Here is a 20,628-nt window from a genome sequence, read left to right as displayed (position 1 = left end):
CATGGGCAAGCTGGAATTTATCGCGCTTGCGGCTTTCCTGATGGCCGTGAACTCGCTGGCAATCGATATCATGCTGCCTGCCCTGCAGCAGATCGGCGCCAGCCTTGGTGTCGAAAACGAAAATCATCGCCAATATGTCGTTTCCGCTTATCTCTTCGGCTTCGGTCTCGCCCAGCTTTTCTACGGGCCGCTTTCCGATCGGTTCGGCCGCCGTATTCCGCTGCTGATCGGCCTCGGCGTTTACGTTGTTGCCGCCTTCGGCATCGCTGTCGTCCCGACCTTCGCGGGGCTTCTGGCACTGCGCTTCATCCAGGGTCTCGGTTCGGCCGCCACCCGCGTCATTACTATTTCCATCGTCCGCGATGTCTACGGCGGAAGACAGATGGCCGAAGTCATGTCGCTCATCATGATGGTCTTCATGGTCGTGCCGGTCATTGCGCCGGGCAGCGGCCAGATCATCATGCTCGTCAGCACCTGGCACATGATCTTCGTCTTCATCGGCACCATGGCGACGGCCGTCGGCATCTGGATGTATCTGCGCCTGCCGGAAACGCTGGATCCTGCCAATGTCCGTCCGTTCACAGTCCGCTCGGTGGCGCAGGGCTTTGCGATCTTCTTTTCCAACCGCATCGCACTCTGTTACACCGTTGCCAGCATGATCCTCTTCGGCGCGCTGTTCGGCTTCATCAACTCCGCCCAACAGGTCTATGTCGGCATCTACGGGCTCGGTGTCTATATGCCCGTCGCCTTTGCCGGTGTGGCGCTGTTCATGGCCTTTTCGTCCTTCATCAATTCGCAACTGGTCGGCCGCTTCGGCATGCGCCGCCTGTCGCACGCATCAGTCCTTGGTTTCTGCGCATTGAGCTTCATCTGGTTGGTGGTGCAGATATCAGGGCCGCAGCCGATGCCCTTCGTGATCTTCATTGTGTTCTTCGCGCTGGTCATGTTCCAGTTCGGCTGGATCGGCTCCAACTTCAACTCGCTCGCCATGGAGCCGCTCGGTCACCTTGCCGGCACCGCCTCCTCGGTGATCGGCTTCATGAGCACGATCGGCGGCGCCTTGATCGGAGCTCTGATCGGACAGGCCTTTGACGGCACGGCGACGCCGATGATCGCGGGCTATTTCGTCGTCTCGCTGATCGGCATCGTCTTCGTGCTGATCGCCGAGAAAGGTCGGCTGTTCAGGGCGCAGCACGCGCCGCTCTCGCACGACGATTCGATTTCAAGCTTCGCCGATGTCGGGCACTGATACCGGGCGCCGATATCTGGACTGAAGCCTACAGACACATCAGGCGGCGGCGCATCTTGGTAGGGGCTCGCCGCCCTCCCGCACAATATTCGGCCGGTTTCCGGCCGCTCTTCCGTCATTCAGGGGGTTCGAATGACTCTGACACACAAACCGCACACGGAAAACCAGGGCTCGGCCCGTATCGGCATGGGCTTCGTCGAATTCGTTGTCACCATCGCCATCATGACGGCCAGCATCGCCATGGCAATCGACAGCATGCTACCGGCGCTGCCCAATATCGGCCATTCGCTTGGTGTGACCAGCAACAATGACGCGCAGCTCGTCATCGGCGTCTTCTTCTTGGGCTTCGGCGCCTCGCAGATCATCTTCGGCAGCCTCTCGGATGCTTTCGGCCGCCGCAACATTCTGCTCGGCGGCCTGGTTTGCTATATGATCGGTATGTTTGCGGCCGCCGCCACTGGCAGCTTTGAAATGCTGCTGATCATGCGCTTCGTTCAGGGCATCGGCGGTGCGGCTGTCCGCATCACCACCATGTCGATCGTGCGCGACTGCTTTGGCGGCCGCGAGATGGCCCGCGTCATGTCCTATGTCATGATTGTCTTCATGATCGTGCCGATCGTCGCCCCCTCTGTCGGCCAGCTCATCATCACCTATGCCCATTGGAACTGGATCTTCATCCTGCTCGGCATCGTCGCCACGATTCTCTTCGTCTGGGCGCTACTGCGCCTGAAGGAATCCCTGCCGCCGGAAGAGCGCATTCCCTTGTCGGTCGCTGCTGTTGCCGACGGTTTCAAGACGGTTCTCACCAACCGCATCACCTGCGGCTACATGATCGGGCTGACCATGTTCACCGGGGTCATCAGCGCCTATGTGATCTCGGTGCAGCAGGTCTTCGGTGAAGTCTATGGTCTTGGCGACTGGCTGCCGATCGCCTTTGCGGCAACGGCCGGCGGCATTGCCGTCGCCAATTTCGCCAATGGCATGCTAGTGCGCACCTTCGGCATGCGCCGCATCTCGCATGCCGCCATGCTGCTGTTCACCATCATTTCGGCGCTGGGCTTTGTCGTCGCACTCGGCGGCACGCCAGCGTTCGCTTTCTCCTATGCGCTCTTCTCGATCCTCCTGATGATGTTTGCCGTGATCGCCACCAATTTCACCGCGATCAGCCTGGAGCCGATGGGCAACCTCGCTGGTACGGCAACGGCAATCACCGGTTTCGTCTCGACGACGTTCGGCGCCATTCTCGGCGGCGGTGTGGGCCAGCTCTTCAATGGCACGGTCCAGCCCCTTTTCGGTGGCTTTGCGCTCTTTGGTGCCATCACTGTCGTCGTGGTCCTCTGGGCGGAAAAAGGCAAGCTTTTCACCCATCCCGGTGACAGCCCACAGATCGACCCTGGCGCCGTTCACATGTAATGCTGCAGCAGACCTAAAGCGTGCAGCGATCTTTCGCAAAACCGCTGCGCACTCTTGCGCGACATGTTTAGACTGGAAGTTTGCCATGAGCCGTTTCTGGAGCCCCGTTGTCCATGTGCTGACGCCCTATGTGGCGGGCGAACAGCCCATTATCGATGGGCTCGTCAAGCTGAACACCAATGAGAACCCCTACGGTCCATCGCCGCGCGCGCTCGCGGCGATCTCGGAAGCGGTCAACGACACGCTGCGGCTCTATCCTGAGCCGACGGGCCTGAAGCTGCGCAAGGCGATCGCCTCCACCCACGATCTCGATCCGGGCGAAGTCTTCGTCGGCAACGGTTCGGACGAGGTTCTGGCGCACACCTTCCAGGCACTCTTGAAGCACGAGATGCCTCTGCTCTATCCCGACATCACCTACAGCTTCTATCCAACCTATTGCGGCCTCTACGGCATCGATTTCCGTGAGGTCCCGCTGGACGAGAAGATGCAGGTGCGCATAGAGGATTACCGGCAGCCCTGCGGCGCCATAATCCTACCCAACCCGAACGCGCCGACAGGTACGGCGCTACCGCTTGCAGCGATCGAGGCACTGATCGCGGAACATCCGGATCAGGTTGTCGTCATCGATGAAGCCTATGTGGATTTCGGCGGTGAGAGCGCCATTCCGCTGGTCAGGAGATATCCGAACCTGCTGGTCATCCAGACTTTCTCGAAATCGCGCGGCCTCGCCGGCTTGCGCGTCGGTTTCGCCGTCGGCCAGCGGCCGCTGATCGATGCGCTTGAAAGGGTCAAGGACAGCTTCAATTCCTATCCGCTGGACAGGCTGACCCAGGCTGGCGCCGTGGCTGCCTGGGAGGATTGGGACTGGTTCGGGAAACATTGCGACCTGATCGTTGCAAGCCGCGAGCGCCTGATTGTCGAGCTTAATGAGCTCGGCTTCGAGGTCCTGCCCTCCTCTGCCAATTTCGTCTTCGCCCGTCATCCCGAACGGGGCGGTGCGGAACTGACTGCGGAGCTGCGCAAGAAGGCTGTCCTCGTCAGGCATTTCCGCAAGGAACGCATCCAGGATTTCCTGCGCATCACCATCGGCACCGATGCCGAATGTGACAAGCTTCTGGACGCGCTGAAGCAGATTCTCGCCTGACGGCTCAGACTGTGACGACCTCGCGGCGCAGGATGTCCCAGCTCTCCTTATCAGGCGTGATCAGCAATCCGCCGGTAACATGATGCGGCAGATAGGCCGAGCCGTCGAAGCGGGCGGCATAACCGCCTGCTTCCTGAGAGATCAGCGTGCCGGCCAGATGATCCCAGGGCATCAGCTTGTTGTATATCAGGTAATGAACATGGCCGCCTGCAAAGGTGCGGTATTCGTGGGCCGCACAACGGTAGTTGGTGAGGAAGCGCACCTTGGCGAGATTGCCGAGGATTTCAGCGCGCTTTGCCTGCGGCAGGTAACCGGTGGAGGCCATGCCGACCATCTGGTCGAGCGCGACAGGCTCGGCCACCCGCAGCCGCTGCGCTTCTCCATCAGGCCGGCGCAGCCAGGCGCCCCCGCCCTTTTCCGCCATGACCCAGTCGTCGCCCATCGGATCGTAGATGATGCCGGCAACGGTCTCGCCCTTTGAGACAACCGAGGCCATGACGCCGAAGGCCGGAATACCCGAGGCGAAATTGAAGGTTCCATCGACGGGGTCGACGATAATGGCGAGATCCGCACCTGCGAGCTTGTCCAGCAGCGAGGCATCGGCGGCAACCGATTCCTCGCCGATGAAGAGCGCATCCGGCCAGAGGCGCTGGGCCTCCGACTTCATCAAGCGTTCGGCCTGTTCGTCCGCCTCGGTCACGAGGTCGGTCGCTTCCGTCTTGGCGCGCACATCACTGCTGCCCAGCCGGCGAAAGCGGGGCAGGATTTCCGCTTTCGCTGCCTGCCGCATAAGATCGGCAAGCTTCATCGTCTCTATGGCAGTCGTCATGGCCTCGTTCCTTTCGGTTTATCGGTAGCCGACGATCTCCTTGCGGATCATCTGCCAGCTTTCCTTGTCGGGAGCCGAGATGATGCCGCCGGAAATCTCGCCGGGCCGATAGGGTGTTCCGTCGAATTTCGCGGTATGGCCGCCGGCTTCCTGATGCGTCAGCACACCGGCAAGGTGATCCCAGGGCATCAGCTTCTCATGGCCGATGAAATGCAGTTTGCCCGATGAAACCATCCAATACTCATAGGCAGAGCAATTGAAGGCGAAGGTCATGCGGGTCTTGGCCATATTGCCGGCAATGCGCGAACGGTCCGGCTCGTCCATGTGGCTGAAAGACATGGCGCCAACCATACGGCCGAGTTCGATTGGCTCTGCCACGGCAAGGCGCACAGGCTCACAATTGCGCTTCTGCAGGAAGGCGCCAGCGCCCTTGAGCGAAACGACCGTATCGCCAAGCGCCGGATCGTGAATAATGCCCGCAACCGTCTCGCCCTTCGCGGTCACGGCCAGGATCGTGCCGAACACCGGCAGGCCAGCCGCGAAATTGAAGGTGCCGTCGACGGGGTCGATGACAAAAGCAAGATCGGCATCGGCCAGCGCCGGCACGACGGAACGATCCGCCTCATAGGCCTCCTCGCCGACGATCAGCGCACTCGGAAAGCGCTCGCGGATGGCGGCTGTCAGGTAAGCTTCGGAGCGCAGGTCGGCCTGCGTGACGAGATCGATGGAAGATGTCTTTTCGGAAACATTGGCCGCGGCCGCATTGCGGAAGCGCGGCATGATTTCTTCTTCAGCGACATGCCGGAGGCAATCACCGAGAAACTCTATGTCTCTGTCTGAGAAAATCATTTTGGACTCGTTGCATGGAACTGCTGAGGTTCATAGCAAGTCCATTATGACGTTTGGGTGACTGCGAGCGCGGAAAAGTCGAAAAGTTTTGGGTCAAGCAGATGTGACGCGTTTACATGCGCGAGAGCGCGCAGCATCGTGTCCTTCCGGCCGGGCATGCGGCGCTCGATATCGGCCAGCATGTCCTTCATCGCATTGCGCTGCAGACCGTCCTGCGAGCCGCAGAGATCGCAGGGAATGATTGGAAACTGCATGGCAGCAGCAAACTTCGCCATGTCGTCCTCGGCGCAATAGGCAAGCGGCCTGAGCACCATCAGGTTGCCTTCGTCATTCAGAAGTTTCGCCGGCATGGCGGCAAGCCGGCCGCCATGGAAGAAGTTCATGAAGAAGGTTTCGAGGATGTCCTCGCGATGGTGGCCGAGCACCAGCGCATCACAGCCTTCCTCCCTGGCAATACGATAGAGATTGCCGCGGCGCAGGCGCGAGCAGAGCGAACAGTAGGTCGCCCCCTCAGGCACCTTTTCCTTCACGATCGAATAGGTGTCGCGATATTCGATGCGGTGTTTGACGCCGATCTTCGAAAGGTATTCAGGTAGCACATGCTTCGGAAAATTCGGCTGACCCTGATCGAGATTGCACGCAATCAGCTCCACCGGCAGCAGCCCGCGCCATTGCAGGTCGAGCAGCAGCGCCAATAGCCCGTAGGAATCCTTGCCGCCGGAAATGCCGATCAGCCAGCGCTTCTGGTCCTTCAGCATGTCGAAATCTTCGAAAGCCTGACGTACTTGGCGCAGCAGGCGCTTACGCAGCTTGTTGAAGGAGACCGATTGCGGCGCATCGGCAAACAGCGCATGACCGATGCCCGCATCCGCCGTTTCCAGGTCATCGGCGATATTGGCTGCGATATTCATTGTTTCATCCGTTCGATATGCCTGCCCTCTCTAACAGAAAGCGGCAGTCCAACCCAGCCTCAATCGCCGAAAACCGACCAGCCGGTGCGCGCCGCCAGCATTTCCAGCGCAACCGCCCCAAGCTGCGAATTGCCGACCTTGTTCAGCCCGGGCGACCAGACGGCGATCGAGGCAATGCCGGGTGCTACCGCAAAGATGCCGCCGCCGACGCCACTCTTGCCCGGCAGGCCGACATGATAGGCGAAATCGCCAGACCCGTCGTAATGGCCGCAGGTCAGCATCAGCGCGTTGATGCGTCGCGCACGCTTGGGCGATACCACTGAATGGCCTGTCAGCGGATTGCCGCCGCGCGCCGCCAGGAACAGGCCGGCGCGCGCCAGCTGCTCGCAGGTCATGGACAACGCGCATTGATGGAAATAGACGCCGAGCACATGATCGACCGGATGATCGAGATTGCGATAGGAGCGCATAAAATTGGCAAGCGCGAAGTTCCGGTAGCCGGTCGCCGTCTCCGAGCGTGCCACCTTCTCATCGATGGTGACGGATTCGTCGTCGGCAAGGTAGCGCACGAAGCGCAGCAGTTCGCCGATCGCCTCGCGCGGCGCGTGGCCGGCCATGACGACATCGGTGACGGCAATCGCGCCGGCATTGATGAAGGGATTGCGCGGAATTCCATGTTCATGCTCGAGCTGGACGATGGAGTTGAAGGCCGAGCCTGAAGGTTCGCGGCCGACCCTCTTCCACAGCCCCTCACCCACCTTGCCGAGGGCCAAAGTCAGCATGAAGACCTTGGAAATGCTCTGGATGGAAAAGGGTATATTGGCTTCGCCGACACTGTAGACCTTGCCGTCGACGGTGACGATCGACAGGCCGAACTGGTTCGGATCGATCTTGGCGAGCTCGGGAATATAATCCGCGACCTTGCCCTCGCCGATACGGGGCGCCAATTCCCTGTAGATGCTGTCGAGGACTGCCTGCAAATCCACCATCTTCCCCTCCGGATACGAAAAAGCCGCCCCGAGAGGCGGCTTTTCCAGAATGCGAAAACGCCTCGCGCTCTGCTGCGCCGCACATCGAAAATGTGCTAAGGACGCAGTAGCACTTTAGAGACGCATAAGCCTTTCCGACAATCGAATCGATTGTCGAGGTTATGCGTTAGCGCGAATAGAATTCGACGACCAGATGCGGTTCCATGACGACCGGGTACGGAACGTCAGACAGCGTCGGAACGCGTGCGAACGTGGCAACCATCTTGTTGTGGTCGACTTCGACATAGTCAGGAACGTCGCGCTCTGCAAGCGAAACGGATTCCAGAACAGTCACGAGCTGCTTGGACTTTTCACGAACTTCGATGACGTCGCCGACCTTGCAACGGTAAGAACCGATGTTGACGCGCACACCGTTGACCGTGACGTGGCCATGGTTGACGAACTGACGGGCGGCAAAGACCGTCGGAACGAACTTGGCGCGGTAGACGATCGCATCGAGGCGGGACTCCAGAAGACCGATCAGGTTTTCGGAAGTGTCACCCTTGCGGCGGGAGGCTTCGGCGAAGATGGCGCGGAACTGCTTCTCGCGCAGGTCACCGTAGTAACCCTTCAGCTTCTGCTTGGCGCGCAGCTGCACACCGAAGTCCGAAAGCTTGCCCTTGCGGCGCTGGCCATGCTGGCCCGGGCCGTATTCGCGGCGGTTCACCGGGGACTTCGGACGGCCCCAGATGTTTTCGCCCATACGGCGGTCGATCTTGTACTTGGACGATTCGCGCTTGCTCATCGTATTTCCTTTCAAGGTGTTGTGACGGTTTGTTGCCAAACCGCGCGAAGGAAACACGCCCTCCTTTGATCCCGTTTCCGGGAGCCGACAGGATCTTTCCATTACGCGAACGGATCTGATCCACGGGACATGTCAAATGAAACACCGGACATTGCTGCCCGGTGCTGGCGCGGTCTTTAGTCGGGCATCATGAAAATGTCAACAGCGACAAGGCGCTGAAAGCCTTTATTCCGCCGCTTCCCGGCCGTTGCTGTCATCGGGGGCATTGGCATCGCCGGGAGCCGTCTGGCAGCCGATATCGGGGAAAGCCACGATCCGTTTGCCGGAGAAATCGGTATGCACAACAATGCTCCCCTGCTCCTCGAAATAGCCGAGAAGCCGGCGAGCGCGCCGGGCTGAATGCGTGCCGTAGGCGCGTGCGATCCGCGCATCCGACGGGCAAGGCTCGCCGCAGACTGCGGCCTTGGCGAGCATCAGAAATACGCCTTGCAGATCGTCGGTCACAGAGGCAGAGAGCGACAGCGCCGTCGACCAGTTTTCCGAAGCAGCCGTCTCGGCATCGACGCCGGAGCGCGAAACTGCCACGCGGCGTCGAAACTCCGGCAGGGACATTGGAGGCCCGGGAACGCGGCGCATGCGCAGCCGTACCAGGAAATCCTGGTAGAGAACCGCATCGGTGCGGAAACCGGAGCCCGGATCGTCGAGGATTTCCGACAGCACGCCGGCAAGCCGTTCTTCGCGCTCCTCGGCCGAGATCTCCGGCTGCACCACCCGCGGCTCTGCCTGGATGGGGCTGGCTGCCGGCGTCGAGCGTGAAAGCTCAGCAAGGATATCGGTGGTCGGGCGCGGCGCCGGCGGCGCGCGGCGTACGACCGGACGCTGGAATTCTTCTGGGTCGGGCGTGAAGATCAAGTCTTCTACATCCTGCGGCGATTCCGGCAGCGGCATCAGCTTGGGGCTGGAGGAACGCGCCGAGGTCTCGACGCTTCCGATCTGAATCGGCAGCGGGCGGCGTGAAAGTGCGGGGCCGAGGGCGACGAAATGGCCGCGCTTGAGATCACGAAACATTTCCGCCTGACGGCGGTCCATGCCGAGCAGGTCGGCCGCGCGCGCCATGTCGATATCAAGGAAGGTTCGGCCCATCAGGAAGTTGGAGGCTTCTGCCGCGACGTTCTTGGCAAGCTTGGCGAGACGCTGCGTGGCGATGACGCCGGCAAGGCCGCGCTTTCGCCCACGGCACATCAGGTTGGTCATGGCGCCGAGCGAAGCCTTGCGCGCATCTTCGGACACGTCACCGCCGACAGAAGGCGCAAACATCTGCGCTTCGTCGACCACGACCAGAACCGGATACCAATATTCGCGATCGGCATCGAACATGCCGTTGAGGAAGGCCGCTGCCGCCCGCATCTGCTGCTCGATATCGAGCCCTTCCAGCGTCAGGACGCAGGAAACACGATGCTGGCGAATACGGTTGGCAATGCCGGCAAGCTCGGCCTCGGTGCGCTCGCCATCGACGACGACATGGCCGAAGCGATCGGACAGCGTGACGAAATCACCTTCGGGATCGATAATGACCTGCTGCACCCATTGGGCGGATTGTTCCAGCAGGCGCCGCAACAGGTGCGATTTGCCGGAACCGGAATTGCCCTGCACGAGCAGACGCGTCGCCAGCAACTCCTCGATATCGAGTGTCGCCGGAGCGCCGGACGCCAATCCCATATCGATCCCAACCTGCAATGCGAAACCTCTTCAGAGACTCAAATCAGCGACGTGCCATCCTTCCAGAAATGGCGGCCTTCCGTCTATCAAAGAATCCGACTGATATCAGGAGCGGATTGAGGCAACCCACAGAGATTGTGCCGCCCTGTCAGGCGCTCAGCCCGAACCCCTGCATCAGCCGTCGCGTGGCAAAATCCGGATTGCCGGACGTGAAGACGGCAAAGTCGAAATTATCGGGATGAACCGCATCCGCAACCTGCGGCACCAGCGAGCGCGCCCGCCGCGCGATGGCTTCCGCAGGGTCAAGCCAGTCCACCGGCCATGGAGCGAGCCGCCGGAACATGTTGGCCATGAAGGGATAATGTGTGCAGGCGAGCACGACGATATCGGTCTTGCGTCCGTCCTTCTCGACGAAGCACTGGTCGATTTCGGTAAGCACGGCGTCGTCGGAAACGGCGTCACCACGGATGTAGGCCTCCGCCATGCGCGCCAGGTTTTCCGAGCCGACCAGCCGCACATGGCACTGCTGCGCAAAGGACTGGATGAGATCCCGTGTATAGGCGCGCTTGACCGTGCCGGGGGTCGCAAGCACGGAGACGAGGCCGGAGCGCGTGCGCTCGGCCGCAGGCTTGATGGCCGGTACCGTGCCGACGAAGGTCATCTGCGGGAAGGCTGCGCGCAGATCCGCGCCGACGAGCGTGAAGGCCGTGTTGCAAGCGATGACGCAGACTTCCGGATCGTAGTCTGCGAGCAGCTTGGCAAAGAGCCCGATGATCCGCTCCTTCAGCGCCTGCTCTTCCCATCCGCCATAGGGAAAACCGGCATCATCGGCGACATAGATGAAGCCGCGTTCCGGCATCAGCACGCGCGCCTCGCGCAGCACGGTCAGCCCGCCTATGCCTGAATCGAAGACGAGGACGGGTTTCAGCTCATTCGTCGGCGCTGTCATCTGTGGGCGCTTCCTTGCGGGATCTGGTGAAACCGCCCTTGCGCGGACTGTTGCGCGAAAAGCGGTCGAGGGAGGAGATGACACCGCGCAACACGCTGATTTCCTGCTCCGTGAATGCCCGGCGGGAGAGAACGGCGCGGAGATTGTCGACCATTTTCGGCTTTTTCGAGGGCGGATGAAAATAGTTGCGCGAATCCAATGCTTCCTCGAGTTGGTCGAACAGGCCGAACAACTGCTCCTTGGTCGAGGGCCGCTGTTCGAGCGCCTGGAACGGCACCGCTTCCAGATCCTCCATGCCCGATTTCATCCACTCATAGGACATCAAGAGCACGGCCTGCGCGATATTGAGCGAGGCGAAGGCCGGATTGACCGGGAACGTGACGATCTCGTCGGCAAGCGCCACTTCCTCGTTCGTCAGCCCCCAGCGCTCGCGGCCGAAGAGGATGCCGGTCGCCTCGCCTGCCCGGAATTTCGTACGCAGCGTTTGCGCGGCAAAAACCGGAGAACGGACAGGCTTGTAATTGTCCCGGCTGCGCGCCGTCGTCGCGTAGACGAAGTTGAGATCGGCGATCGCCTCTTCCAATGTATCGAAGACCTTGGTGCCTTCGATGACATGATCGGCCTTAGAGGCCGCCGCCTGCGCCTTCTCATTCGGCCAGCCGTCGCGCGGATTGACGAGGCGAAGATCGGCAAGACCGAAATTCGCCATGGCGCGCGCCACCATGCCGATATTCTCGCCCATCTGCGGTTCGACCAGAATGATGACAGGCCCTTCGGCCAGAAGTTGACGCTCGCTATTGGTGCCGGCCATGGTGCCTATTCGTGTTCCTATTCCTGATTGCCCATTATTCTTGATTCAGGGGCGCAATAGCTTTGCCGGCCGCAAACGGCAAGTCCTGCGTCTCGTGCGGGTAGAGGCGGTCCAGCGTCGAGCCGATCATTTCCACCGCCAGCCGTGCCCCTCCCCGCCAGAGCGGCAGGTGGCGACCAGTCGGCTTCATCTGCTTGCGGGTGACGAGGAAACATTCGGAGCCGCGGGGTGCCACGACATCCAGCAGGGCGATGTCAGCGGCGATCCGGCGCTTCAGATCATCATCCACGGCATCGGCCGTGTGGTTGCGTGCCAGAATGCGCGACCAATAGGTAACGGAAAGAAAAATCGCCAGCGTCTGGCGAATCTGTCCCGGTCTGGTGACAATCGACCACGACGAGCCGAGCGGGCGCGCGGCAAGCGTGATGTCCCGGTAGCAGGCATCGACCTCCTGCGCGATGACGATGAGTTCCGGCTGGCTCTTCTTGTCCGATACGGCCGAGAGCAGCTTTTTCAGCGTCGCGAACCATTTGTCGATCGCCGTATCGAGCGTTTCGCGCGTACGCGACGGCAACACCAGGAAGGCAACCAGTGCGCCCGCCACCGCGCCGATGACGGTCTCCTCAAGCCGCAGCTTCAGGAGATCAAATGTCAGCACACCCATCATGCCATAGATGAGACAGAGCACGATGGAGATGAAGAACGTCATCGTCGCATAGGAAATCTGCAGGAAGTAAAAAGCAAGGAAGATGCAGACGACAGCAACGACAACGGCAATTGCCGTCTGTCCCGTCAGCACTGTCGCCAGCACCAGACCGAAGGCAATGCCGAACAGCGTGCCGATCGAGCGCTGCAGTGCCTTGATGGCAGTGTCGCCACGCGAATTGGTATTCGTGAAGACGAGGAAAGACGCGAGCACCGCCCAGAACCAGCGCTCACGAGAAAGCGCCAGGCCGAGCGTCATGGCAATCGCCGAGGCCAGTGTGATCTGCAAGGCCGAGCGCATCAGCGGATTCTTCAACGAAAAATCGACAGCCTCGGGTGTGCTCGTTTCAGCAATTGAGGCGATCTCGGCAAACTCCGTCCTGCGTCCTGCGTCGATCGTTTCCATCAGTTGCCGGCGCGCTGCACCAAGCCAGAGCACCGCACGCGCCGTCTCGCTCTGCAGCTGGCCCTCGATATCAGCGACTGCCTTTTCTTCTGCCGACAGCACCGCCCTGTCATCCTCGATCACGGCGTGCACGAGCGCAAAGGATGGCGGACTCTGGAAGCTCACCATGATGGCGCTTTCCGTTGCCAGATGCGCATCGAAAAGCCGGATCGCCAGTTCCGCAGCTGGTGCAGAAGCTCCATCGAAGACGCCGCCTGGCGGGCGCGGAATGAAGCTCTCGGCCATCAGCACCACTTCTTTCAGCCGGTCTTCCAGCTGTCGCAGTTCCTGCCGGTCGGCTTCCTCGACCTTTCCATCGGCCGCGACGGCAGCGAGCTTGAAGAGGATCTGATTAATGCGGCCCCGCACGCTTTCCAGCGAGCGCAGCAGGTCGCGCCGCCAATTATCGGGCAAGAGCACCGCCCTCACCCAATGGCTGACAAGCGCTGAGACAACAGGGCCAATCACCACGAGAGGCAGTTCCGCAATCTTCGGCTGGAAATAGGAGCCCATGAAATAGGAGGTGAAAGCGAACATGCCGATCGCAAATCCACGCGGACCGTAAACGCGGCCGGACGAGGCGAGGAAGATAACCAGGAGGAAAATGAAATCCGAGAGTATGCGATGCGACTCGAGAGCTGCTGCAATGCCGACGACGACAACGCTCGCAATGCAGCCGAGCAGCCGGGTAATGAGCTGGCGCGTCGAGCCCTTGTCGCGCACCGCGACCCCGCCTTCGATCGACAACACAATGCCGAGACCGTAGGAGGCGGTTGGCAGCGGTACGATGAGCGTGCTGATCGCAAACAGGATCAGGAAGGAAAGCATGATCGACAGCGTGACGCGCGAACCCATGCGCAGACGCGAAAGCGCCGGGTCGTTGGCAAGCAACCAGTCTCGGAACTCAAAGCCGAAAATCACTCTTGCCAGTCCTTTTGCGCGCCAATGGCTGCGTTGCCCAAGAGCGAGACACCGCCGCCCTGACAATAATCAAATCGCACCCGGTGTCACCAGAATGGTGATCACCAGGTGTCACCACTATGGCGTCGTCAATCAAGGCACGCGGAAGAGTCATTCGCCGTTGGCGATCTGTATCATGGCTTCCTTGAGCGAGATCGGCCCCTGCCCCTCTTCGCCCTGGATCATGATGTCGTCGATCACGGGTTTGCCATTCTCATCGATCACCTCGAAACGCGCGGTCGTAAAGGCATCCTTGTTGGGCGCGCCTTCCATGCAGGTTGCTGCTTTGAATTTTACCGTCACTTCGGTCGTGCCGTTGGCCGGCTGGCCGGGGTCGATGGAAAGGTCCTGCAGCGGGCAGGCATCCTGACCGTTGACGATCACGTCATAGTCGAAGGGCGAAATACCATCCTCGTCCGCAGCCGGGTTCTGAGCCGCAGCTTTGTATTTCTCGCCGAAATCCTTGCTGTAGAGGCGGCCGAGCGTGTTCTCTTCGAAAATATCGATCCAGTCGCTATTGTCGCCCGCCCAGTTCTTCTGCGTGTCCTTCATGATCTCCTTGACCGGCGCAGTCGCGTCGGCCGCAAGCGAAAGGCTGGGTGCGACAGCCAGGGCGGCAACGAGGCCGGCGAACAGAACGGCGATCTTCTTCATGGCAAAATGTCCGGGACTCGGGGGGCTGTTGACGCGGAGGTTAGCCATTTTCCCGCTCTTGGCAATGGCGGCAAAAACGTCACGGTCCCGCCCGTTCTGCTTTGCGTTCCCGGCTCACAATGCTATAGCGCTGCGGACCCACATCACCCACCCGGGACAGCTCTGTCCCTCTCCTAAGCTTACGAGGCAGATACATGAAGAAGATCAAGGTCGCCAATCCCGTCGCCGATCTCGACGGCGATGAAATGACTCGCATCATTTGGCAGCTCATCAAGGATAAGCTGATCCATCCGTATCTCGACCTCGACATCGACTATTACGACCTTTCGGTCGAAAACCGCGACGCCACCAACGACCAGGTTACGGTCGACGCCGCCAACGCCATCAAGAAGTACGGTGTCGGCATCAAGTGCGCGACGATCACGCCCGACGAAGCCCGCGTGAAGGAATTCAACCTCAAGGAAATGTGGAAGAGCCCGAACGGCACGATCCGCAACATCCTCGGCGGCGTTATCTTCCGCGAGCCGATCATTTGCCGCAACGTTCCCCGCCTCGTTCCCGGCTGGACGCAGCCAATCGTCGTCGGCCGTCACGCGTTCGGCGACCAGTACCGCGCAACCGACTTCAAGTTCCCCGGCAAGGGCAAGCTGACGATCAAGTTCGTCGGTGAAGACGGCACGGTCATCGAGAAGGAAGTCTTCAACGCCCCGGGCGCCGGCGTTGCCATGGCCATGTATAACCTCGATGAGTCGATCCGCGAATTCGCCCGCGCCTCGATGATGTACGGCCTGATGCGCAAGTGGCCGGTCTACCTGTCGACCAAGAACACCATCCTCAAGGCCTATGACGGCCGCTTCAAGGACATTTTCGAAGAAGTCTTCGAAACCGAATTCAAGGATCAGTTCAAGGAAGCCGGCATCACCTACGAACATCGCCTGATAGACGATATGGTCGCCTCTGCCCTGAAGTGGTCCGGCGGCTATGTCTGGGCCTGCAAGAACTACGACGGCGACGTCCAGTCCGACACGGTTGCCCAGGGCTTTGGCTCGCTCGGCCTGATGACCTCGGTCCTGCTGACGCCCGACGGCAAGACGGTTGAAGCCGAAGCCGCTCACGGCACGGTGACCCGACACTACCGCCAGCACCAGAAGGGCCAGGAAACCTCGACGAACTCTATCGCTTCGATCTTCGCCTGGACCCGTGGCCTCGCCCACCGCGCCAAGCTCGACGACAATGCCGAGCTCGCAAGGTTCGCCTCGACGCTGGAAAAGGTCTGCGTCGACACCGTCGAAGCCGGCTTCATGACCAAGGATCTGGCGCTGCTCATCGGCCCGGATCAGCCTTGGCTCTCGACCACTGCCTTCCTCGACAAGATCGACCAGAACCTGCAGGCCGCGATGGCTTGAGCCTGCTCGGATAGAATTCGAAAACCCGGCCTTTGCGCCGGGTTTTTTGTTGCTCCAATGCTTCGACGTTGCTGCTAAATTAGCAATAGCTGCAAAACACAAGCCTCGCGTAAGTTGCAAGGTCTATCAACCTACTCGCCCAGGCATGGAGGTTCTGATGGCCAAGAAGAGTTTCGTCCCCGAATTCCTGCAACTTGTAAGGCTGCTCGCTCGCCGGGAGGGTCAGGATATGATTGTCTTCTATCTCGATCTCGCACTGCTCGAGACCCAGACCCAACATTACAATCAACGGTTTCGTTCGCCTCACGGTCAGGCGGCAATTGGCGAAATACCGCCGTCGACCGAGATCATTCCTCGCGCTGCCGTAAAGATGCCGCCCGCCCCGAAGGTTGAAATCTCCCGCGCCAATGCTACGAAAAGAGCATGGGATAAAGGAGAACAGGATGAACGAGGAAATCACCTTCTACACCAACCCGATGTCGCGCGGCCGAATAGCGCGATGGATGCTGGAAGAAACCGGCGTCCCATATCATACCGAAATCCTGACTTTCGGCGGGACGATGAAGGAACCGGACTATCTGTCCGTCAACCCGATGGGCAAGGTGCCGGCGATCCGTCACGGGAAGACGATCGTGACGGAATGCGCGGCGATCTGTGCGTATCTTGCGGACGCCATTCCTCAAGCAGGCCTCGCGCCGCCGCCCGATGAACGGGCCGATTATTACCGCTGGATGTTCTTCGCCGCCGGGCCGCTGGAAGCCGCCGTCACACTGAAGGCGCTCGGCTTCGAAATTCCGCAGGAACGGCTGCGCATGGCCGGCTGCGGTTCCTTCGGCGATGTGATGGGCACATTGGAGAAGGCAGTTTCGGCCGCCTCCCCCTATATCACCGGCAAGCGCTTCACAGCGGCCGACGTCTATGTAGGCTCGCATATCGGCTGGGGGCTTGCCTTCGGCAGCATCGAAAAACGCCAGGTCTTCGTCGACTATTTTGGCCGGCTGTCCGAACGTGATGCCTATAAGCGGGCAACGGCCTTGGACGAAGAAGCGGCGAAAGCGATGCAGGCTGCCTGAGCATCCTACGCAAGCGGCATATAAATGTCCGTCCGCAATTCAGTCGGCGCGACCTGGCGCGGATTGTTGAGGTATTCCTCGAACATGATGCGATCCCGGAGCTGCCGGCCGGATGCCGGCAGCCACTGGGCATAGAGCCACTGATAGGCCTTGTACATGTCGGCATAAGGTCCTTTGTGATGCAGAACGGCATAGTCGCCGCCTTCCACCTTCAGCCGCTCCAGCGGTGCGTTGACTGCCGTCTCGCTACCAGCTGTCACACAGGCTATCGAGCGCAGTTTCTCGGGCTGCACCAGATCGGGGTCGTCGAGATAGACGCCGATCATCCGCATGTCGGGCTTTGCAAGTCCACGGGCGTAAAGCATGCCGAACAGCGTTTCGAAGGCCTTTCCGATCTCCATATAGGAGCCGGTATGAGGAACGCCGACCAATTCGAGCGGTGGAATGGTTTTCAGGGTGACATCAAACATGGCTTGCGCCTTTCCGGAGATTGAGAGTTCGAACTGCGTGTGGCTTCCCTCTTTCCGGTAACGTGCCGGCGGCATTCCGTAGACCGATTTGAAGATGCGGTTGAAGGACTGGAGATTAGGATAGCCTGATCGCTTCGCAATCTCGCTGACATCAAGATCCGTGCGGACGATGTCGCCCGCCGCGCGATGCAGCCGCAGCCGCTTGACGGTCGCCGCCAGCGTCTCGCCGTAAATCGCCCTGTAGATCCGATGCCAGTGATAGCTTGATAGGCAGGCAATCTCGGCCAGCCGCTCCATATCCAGATCCTCGTCCAGATGATCATGAATATAGGCCGAAACCCGTCTCAGACGGTCTTCGTAAAGCGCCCATACCATTTCAGCCACCATGTCAAACCCCGCTATTCGATCGGCTGCAGCAAAGCATAGCCTCATTTGACAAATCCTGCGGACTTCTCATGACACGCAGGAGGTCTGCGCCTTGTCGCGCTCGGAACAACCTCATGCAGAACAAAAGCGACGCTCGCCCAAAAAGAAAAGGCGGGAACATGTCCCGCCTTTGCAATCAATCCATGTTGGAGTTCAGCTTGCGAGTGCCGCCGCAACGGCCTCAAGCGCCTCGTCAGCCTTGGCGCCATCGGGGCCGCCGGCCTGGGCCATGTCAGGACGGCCGCCGCCGCCCTTGCCGCCGAGCGCTGCAGAGGCGACACGCACCAGATCGACCGCGCTGAAACGGTCGACGAGATCAGGCGTGACGGCGACGACTGCGCTTGCCTTGCCGTCTTCCGAAACGCCGATCAGCGTCACGACACCGGAGCCGATGCTGGCCTTGCCGTCATCGGCGAGACCCTTCAGATCCTTCGGGTCGACACCGGCCACGGCCTTGCCGAGGAACTTGACGCCGGCGACCTCACGCACGGCATCGGCAGAACCGCCCTGCCCGCCGCCCATGGCGAGCTTGCGCTTGGCATCGGCCAGTTCCTTTTCGAGTTTGCGGCGCTCGTCCATCAGCGCCTCGACTCGCGAGAGGACCTCGGACGGCTGAACCTTCAGCGAGGCAGCGAGCGTTTTCACGCGTTCGTCCTGCTCGGCAAGATATTCGCGCGCCGCTTCGCCGGTGACGGCTTCGAGACGGCGAACGCCAGCCCCGACAGCGCTTTCGCCAAGGATGCGAACGAGACCGATCTGGCCGGTGGCAGATACATGCGTACCGCCGCAGAGCTCAATCGAATAAGGCTTGCCGGCCTTGGCTCCATGCAGACTGGTGCCCATCGATACGACACGCACTTCATCGCCGTACTTTTCGCCGAAGAGCGCCATGGCGCCTTCTTCGATCGCGTCGTCGACGCTCATGAGGCGGGTCGTAACAGGCGCATTCTGCAGAATGATCTCATTGGCCATTTCTTCGACGGCTTTCAACTCCTCAGCCGTCATCGGCTTCGGATGCGAAACGTCGAAGCGCAGGCGCTCGGGGGCGACCAGCGAACCCTTCTGGGCGACATGGGTGCCGAGCACTTCGCGCAGCGCCTCATGCAGAAGATGCGTTGCCGAGTGGTTGGCGCGCAGGCGGGAACGGCGGGCGTGATCGACTGTCAGGACAACCGCCTCGCCGGTCTTGAACGCGCCTTCGACAACGGTGCCAGAATGCACGAACAGGCCTTCGCCCTTCTTCTGCGTGTCCGATATCTCAATCTTGCCGTGGTCGGTGGAGATGACGCCGGTATCACCCATCTGGCCGCCGGACTCACCGTAGAACGGCGTCTGGTTGACAACGATCTGCACTTTGTCGCCGGCCCTGGCCTCAGCGGCAACGGCGCCGTCCTTGACGATCGCTTGCACCACGCCTTCGGCCGTCTCGGTGTCGTAACCGAGGAACTCGGTCGCGCCATGCTTTTCCTTGAGCTCGAACCAGACGGTTTCGGTCGCCTTCTCGCCCGAGCCGGCCCAATGCGAGCGTGCCTCGGCCTTCTGGCGCTCCATCGCATCGGTGAAGCCCGAGATATCGACGCCGATTTCGCGGGCGCGCAGGGCATCCTGTGTCAGATCGAGCGGGAAGCCGTAGGTGTCGTAGAGCCTGAAGGCGGTCTCGCCGTCCAGCATGTCGCCCTTGGTCAGGTCGGCGGTCGCATCCGACAGAAGCGACAGGCCGCGCTCCAGCGTCTTGCGGAAACGGCCTTCTTCGAGCTTCAGCGTTTCAGAAATCAGGGCTTCGGCGCGCACCAGTTCCGGATAGGCACGGCCCATCTCCTGCACCAGCGTCGGCAGCAGCTTGTACATCAGCGGCTCCTTAGCGCCGAGAAGCTGGGCGTGGCGCATGGCGCGGCGCATGATGCGGCGCAGCACGTAGCCGCGGCCTTCGTTCGACGGCAGCACGCCATCGGCGATCAGGAAGGCCGACGAGCGAAGGTGATCGGCGATGACGCGATGGCTTGCGGAACCTTCAGCCTTGACGCCCATCGTATCCTCGATGGCGCCGATCAGCGTACGGAAGAGGTCGGTGTCGAAGACGCTCTGGACGCCCTGCAAAACGGCGGCCATACGCTCCAGGCCCATGCCGGTATCGATCGACGGGCGCGGCAGCGGATTGCGCACGCCGGGCTCGGTCTGTTCGAATTGCATGAAGACGAGGTTCCAGAATTCCAGGAACCGGTCGCCATCCTCTTCCGGCGAGCCGGGAGGGCCGCCCCAGATCTTCTCGCCCTGGTCGATGAAGATTTCCGAGCACGGACCGCAGGGGCCGGTATCGCCCATCTGCCAGAAATTGTCCGACGTCGGGATGCGGATGATCTTATCGTCGGAGAAGCCGGCAATCTTCTTCCACAGCGTCGCTGCTTCCTCGTCTTCGGAATAGACGGTCACCAGCAGGCGGTTCTTCGGCAGGTCGAAACCTTCGGTGACGAGCTTCCAGGCAAGCTCGATCGCATTCTCCTTGAAATAGTCGCCGAAGGAGAAGTTGCCGAGCATTTCGAAGAAGGTCAGGTGGCGCGCGGTATAGCCGACATTATCGAGATCGTTATGCTTGCCGCCGGCGCGCACGCACTTCTGCGAGGTGGTCGCCGTCGAGTAGGGACGCTTTTCCAAGCCGGTGAAGACGTTCTTGAACTGGACCATGCCGGCATTGGTGAACATCAGCGTCGGGTCATTGCGCGGCACGAGCGGGCTCGATGGAACGATCTCGTGGCCGTTCTTCTTGAAGTAGTCGAGGAAGGTCGACCGGATATCGTTTACACCGCTCATTTCATGCCCTTCGATGCTGCCAGCAGGCAGGTAA

Annotated in this window: 17 protein-coding genes; 5 read left to right on the top strand and 12 right to left on the bottom strand. The window is 60.6% G+C overall.

All coding sequences use genetic code 11. From position 1 onward, the window contains the following. Position 1: 1 nt before the first annotated feature. The 3 genes from FHX08_RS07125 (at position 2) to hisC (ending at position 3,806) form a co-directional block, all read left to right on the top strand. Entirely contained in the window at positions 2–1,249 is a 1,248-nt protein-coding gene (locus tag FHX08_RS07125) for a multidrug effflux MFS transporter (RefSeq protein ID WP_184327369.1), read from the top strand. A gap of 132 nt (positions 1,250–1,381) precedes the next feature. After that, a complete protein-coding gene (locus FHX08_RS07120; RefSeq protein ID WP_132651626.1) occupies positions 1,382–2,662 on the top strand; it encodes a multidrug effflux MFS transporter in 1,281 nt (426 codons plus the stop codon). An 85-nt stretch (positions 2,663–2,747) separates the two neighbouring features. Next, positions 2,748–3,806: a histidinol-phosphate transaminase gene (gene hisC / locus FHX08_RS07115; RefSeq protein ID WP_132651627.1), complete on the top strand. Its 1,059-nt coding sequence runs from the start codon at positions 2,748–2,750 to the stop codon at positions 3,804–3,806. Positions 3,807–3,810: 4 nt separating this feature from the next. On the opposite strand, the gene FHX08_RS07110 is transcribed toward hisC, so the two are convergent. The 10 genes from FHX08_RS07110 to FHX08_RS07065 form a co-directional block, all read right to left on the bottom strand. Next, positions 3,811–4,635, bottom strand: a complete 825-nt coding sequence (locus FHX08_RS07110) for an inositol monophosphatase family protein (protein ID WP_132651628.1) — start codon at positions 4,633–4,635, stop codon at positions 3,811–3,813. Between the two features lie 18 nt (positions 4,636–4,653). Beyond that, positions 4,654–5,484, bottom strand: coding sequence for an inositol monophosphatase family protein (locus FHX08_RS07105; RefSeq protein ID WP_132651629.1), 831 nt, complete (start codon positions 5,482–5,484; stop codon positions 4,654–4,656). Positions 5,485–5,528: 44 nt separating this feature from the next. Then, a complete protein-coding gene (ttcA, locus tag FHX08_RS07100; protein ID WP_132651630.1) occupies positions 5,529–6,395 on the bottom strand; it encodes a tRNA 2-thiocytidine(32) synthetase TtcA in 867 nt (288 codons plus the stop codon). 59 nt (positions 6,396–6,454) lie between these two features. Beyond that, positions 6,455–7,384 (bottom strand): glutaminase, encoded by a 930-nt coding sequence (locus FHX08_RS07095; RefSeq protein WP_132651631.1) that lies wholly within the window; start codon positions 7,382–7,384, stop codon positions 6,455–6,457. Between the two features lie 166 nt (positions 7,385–7,550). After that, complete coding sequence (rpsD, locus tag FHX08_RS07090) at positions 7,551–8,168, bottom strand: 30S ribosomal protein S4 (protein ID WP_132651632.1); 618 nt, start codon at positions 8,166–8,168, stop codon at positions 7,551–7,553. A 225-nt stretch (positions 8,169–8,393) separates the two neighbouring features. Further along, positions 8,394–9,905 carry an ATP-binding protein gene (locus tag FHX08_RS07085; RefSeq protein ID WP_132651633.1) on the bottom strand — a complete coding sequence of 504 codons (1,512 nt, stop codon included), beginning with the start codon at positions 9,903–9,905 and terminating at the stop codon, positions 8,394–8,396. 130 nt (positions 9,906–10,035) lie between these two features. Then, entirely contained in the window at positions 10,036–10,836 is an 801-nt protein-coding gene (murI, locus tag FHX08_RS07080; protein WP_132651634.1) for a glutamate racemase, read from the bottom strand. Continuing rightward, on the bottom strand, positions 10,817–11,647 hold the full coding sequence (locus FHX08_RS07075) for an RNA methyltransferase (RefSeq protein ID WP_132651635.1): 831 nt from the start codon (positions 11,645–11,647) through the stop codon (positions 10,817–10,819). Before FHX08_RS07075 ends, murI begins: the two co-directional genes overlap by 20 nt. A gap of 34 nt (positions 11,648–11,681) precedes the next feature. Further along, positions 11,682–13,718 (bottom strand): FUSC family protein, encoded by a 2,037-nt coding sequence (locus FHX08_RS07070; protein WP_184327057.1) that lies wholly within the window; start codon positions 13,716–13,718, stop codon positions 11,682–11,684. Positions 13,719–13,868: 150 nt separating this feature from the next. Further along, positions 13,869–14,411: a hypothetical protein gene (locus FHX08_RS07065; RefSeq protein ID WP_132651637.1), complete on the bottom strand. Its 543-nt coding sequence runs from the start codon at positions 14,409–14,411 to the stop codon at positions 13,869–13,871. 194 nt (positions 14,412–14,605) lie between these two features. On the opposite strand from FHX08_RS07065, the gene FHX08_RS07060 reads away from it, so the two are divergent. After that, a complete protein-coding gene (locus FHX08_RS07060; RefSeq protein ID WP_132651638.1) occupies positions 14,606–15,817 on the top strand; it encodes an NADP-dependent isocitrate dehydrogenase in 1,212 nt (403 codons plus the stop codon). A gap of 443 nt (positions 15,818–16,260) precedes the next feature. Further along, a complete protein-coding gene (locus tag FHX08_RS07055; RefSeq protein ID WP_132651639.1) occupies positions 16,261–16,890 on the top strand; it encodes a glutathione S-transferase family protein in 630 nt (209 codons plus the stop codon). Between the two features lie 5 nt (positions 16,891–16,895). On the opposite strand, the gene FHX08_RS07050 is transcribed toward FHX08_RS07055, so the two are convergent. Together FHX08_RS07050 and alaS are read right to left on the bottom strand one after the other, a co-directional pair. Next, the gene (locus FHX08_RS07050; RefSeq protein ID WP_132651640.1) at positions 16,896–17,747 is read right to left on the bottom strand and encodes a GyrI-like domain-containing protein; all 852 of its coding nucleotides are present in this window, start codon (positions 17,745–17,747) and stop codon (positions 16,896–16,898) included. Positions 17,748–17,939: 192 nt separating this feature from the next. Further along, entirely contained in the window at positions 17,940–20,594 is a 2,655-nt protein-coding gene (gene alaS, locus FHX08_RS07045) for an alanine--tRNA ligase (RefSeq protein WP_132651641.1), read from the bottom strand. Positions 20,595–20,628 lie beyond the last annotated feature (34 nt).

This window comes from Rhizobium sp. BK529 (assembly GCF_014194105.1).
GTDB lineage: Bacteria > Pseudomonadota > Alphaproteobacteria > Rhizobiales > Rhizobiaceae > Rhizobium.
This window is presented reverse-complemented; position numbering and strand designations above follow the sequence as displayed.

Excerpts from the sequence above, each read along its gene's own strand:
- FHX08_RS07125 (WP_184327369.1), top strand. The coding sequence starts at position 2 with ATGGGCAAGCTGGAATTTATCGCGCTTGCGGCTTTCCTGATGGCCGTG.
- FHX08_RS07120 (WP_132651626.1), top strand. The coding sequence starts at position 1,382 with ATGACTCTGACACACAAACCGCACACGGAAAACCAGGGCTCGGCCCGT.
- hisC (WP_132651627.1), top strand. The coding sequence starts at position 2,748 with ATGAGCCGTTTCTGGAGCCCCGTTGTCCATGTGCTGACGCCCTATGTG.
- FHX08_RS07110 (WP_132651628.1), bottom strand. The coding sequence starts at position 4,635 with ATGACGACTGCCATAGAGACGATGAAGCTTGCCGATCTTATGCGGCAG.
- FHX08_RS07105 (WP_132651629.1), bottom strand. The coding sequence starts at position 5,484 with ATGATTTTCTCAGACAGAGACATAGAGTTTCTCGGTGATTGCCTCCGG.
- ttcA (WP_132651630.1), bottom strand. The coding sequence starts at position 6,395 with ATGAATATCGCAGCCAATATCGCCGATGACCTGGAAACGGCGGATGCG.
- FHX08_RS07095 (WP_132651631.1), bottom strand. The coding sequence starts at position 7,384 with ATGGTGGATTTGCAGGCAGTCCTCGACAGCATCTACAGGGAATTGGCG.
- rpsD (WP_132651632.1), bottom strand. The coding sequence starts at position 8,168 with ATGAGCAAGCGCGAATCGTCCAAGTACAAGATCGACCGCCGTATGGGC.
- murI (WP_132651634.1), bottom strand. The coding sequence starts at position 10,836 with ATGACAGCGCCGACGAATGAGCTGAAACCCGTCCTCGTCTTCGATTCA.
- FHX08_RS07075 (WP_132651635.1), bottom strand. The coding sequence starts at position 11,647 with ATGGCCGGCACCAATAGCGAGCGTCAACTTCTGGCCGAAGGGCCTGTC.
- FHX08_RS07065 (WP_132651637.1), bottom strand. The coding sequence starts at position 14,411 with ATGAAGAAGATCGCCGTTCTGTTCGCCGGCCTCGTTGCCGCCCTGGCT.
- FHX08_RS07060 (WP_132651638.1), top strand. The coding sequence starts at position 14,606 with ATGAAGAAGATCAAGGTCGCCAATCCCGTCGCCGATCTCGACGGCGAT.
- FHX08_RS07055 (WP_132651639.1), top strand. The coding sequence starts at position 16,261 with ATGAACGAGGAAATCACCTTCTACACCAACCCGATGTCGCGCGGCCGA.
- FHX08_RS07050 (WP_132651640.1), bottom strand. The coding sequence starts at position 17,747 with ATGGTGGCTGAAATGGTATGGGCGCTTTACGAAGACCGTCTGAGACGG.
- alaS (WP_132651641.1), bottom strand. The coding sequence starts at position 20,594 with ATGAGCGGTGTAAACGATATCCGGTCGACCTTCCTCGACTACTTCAAG.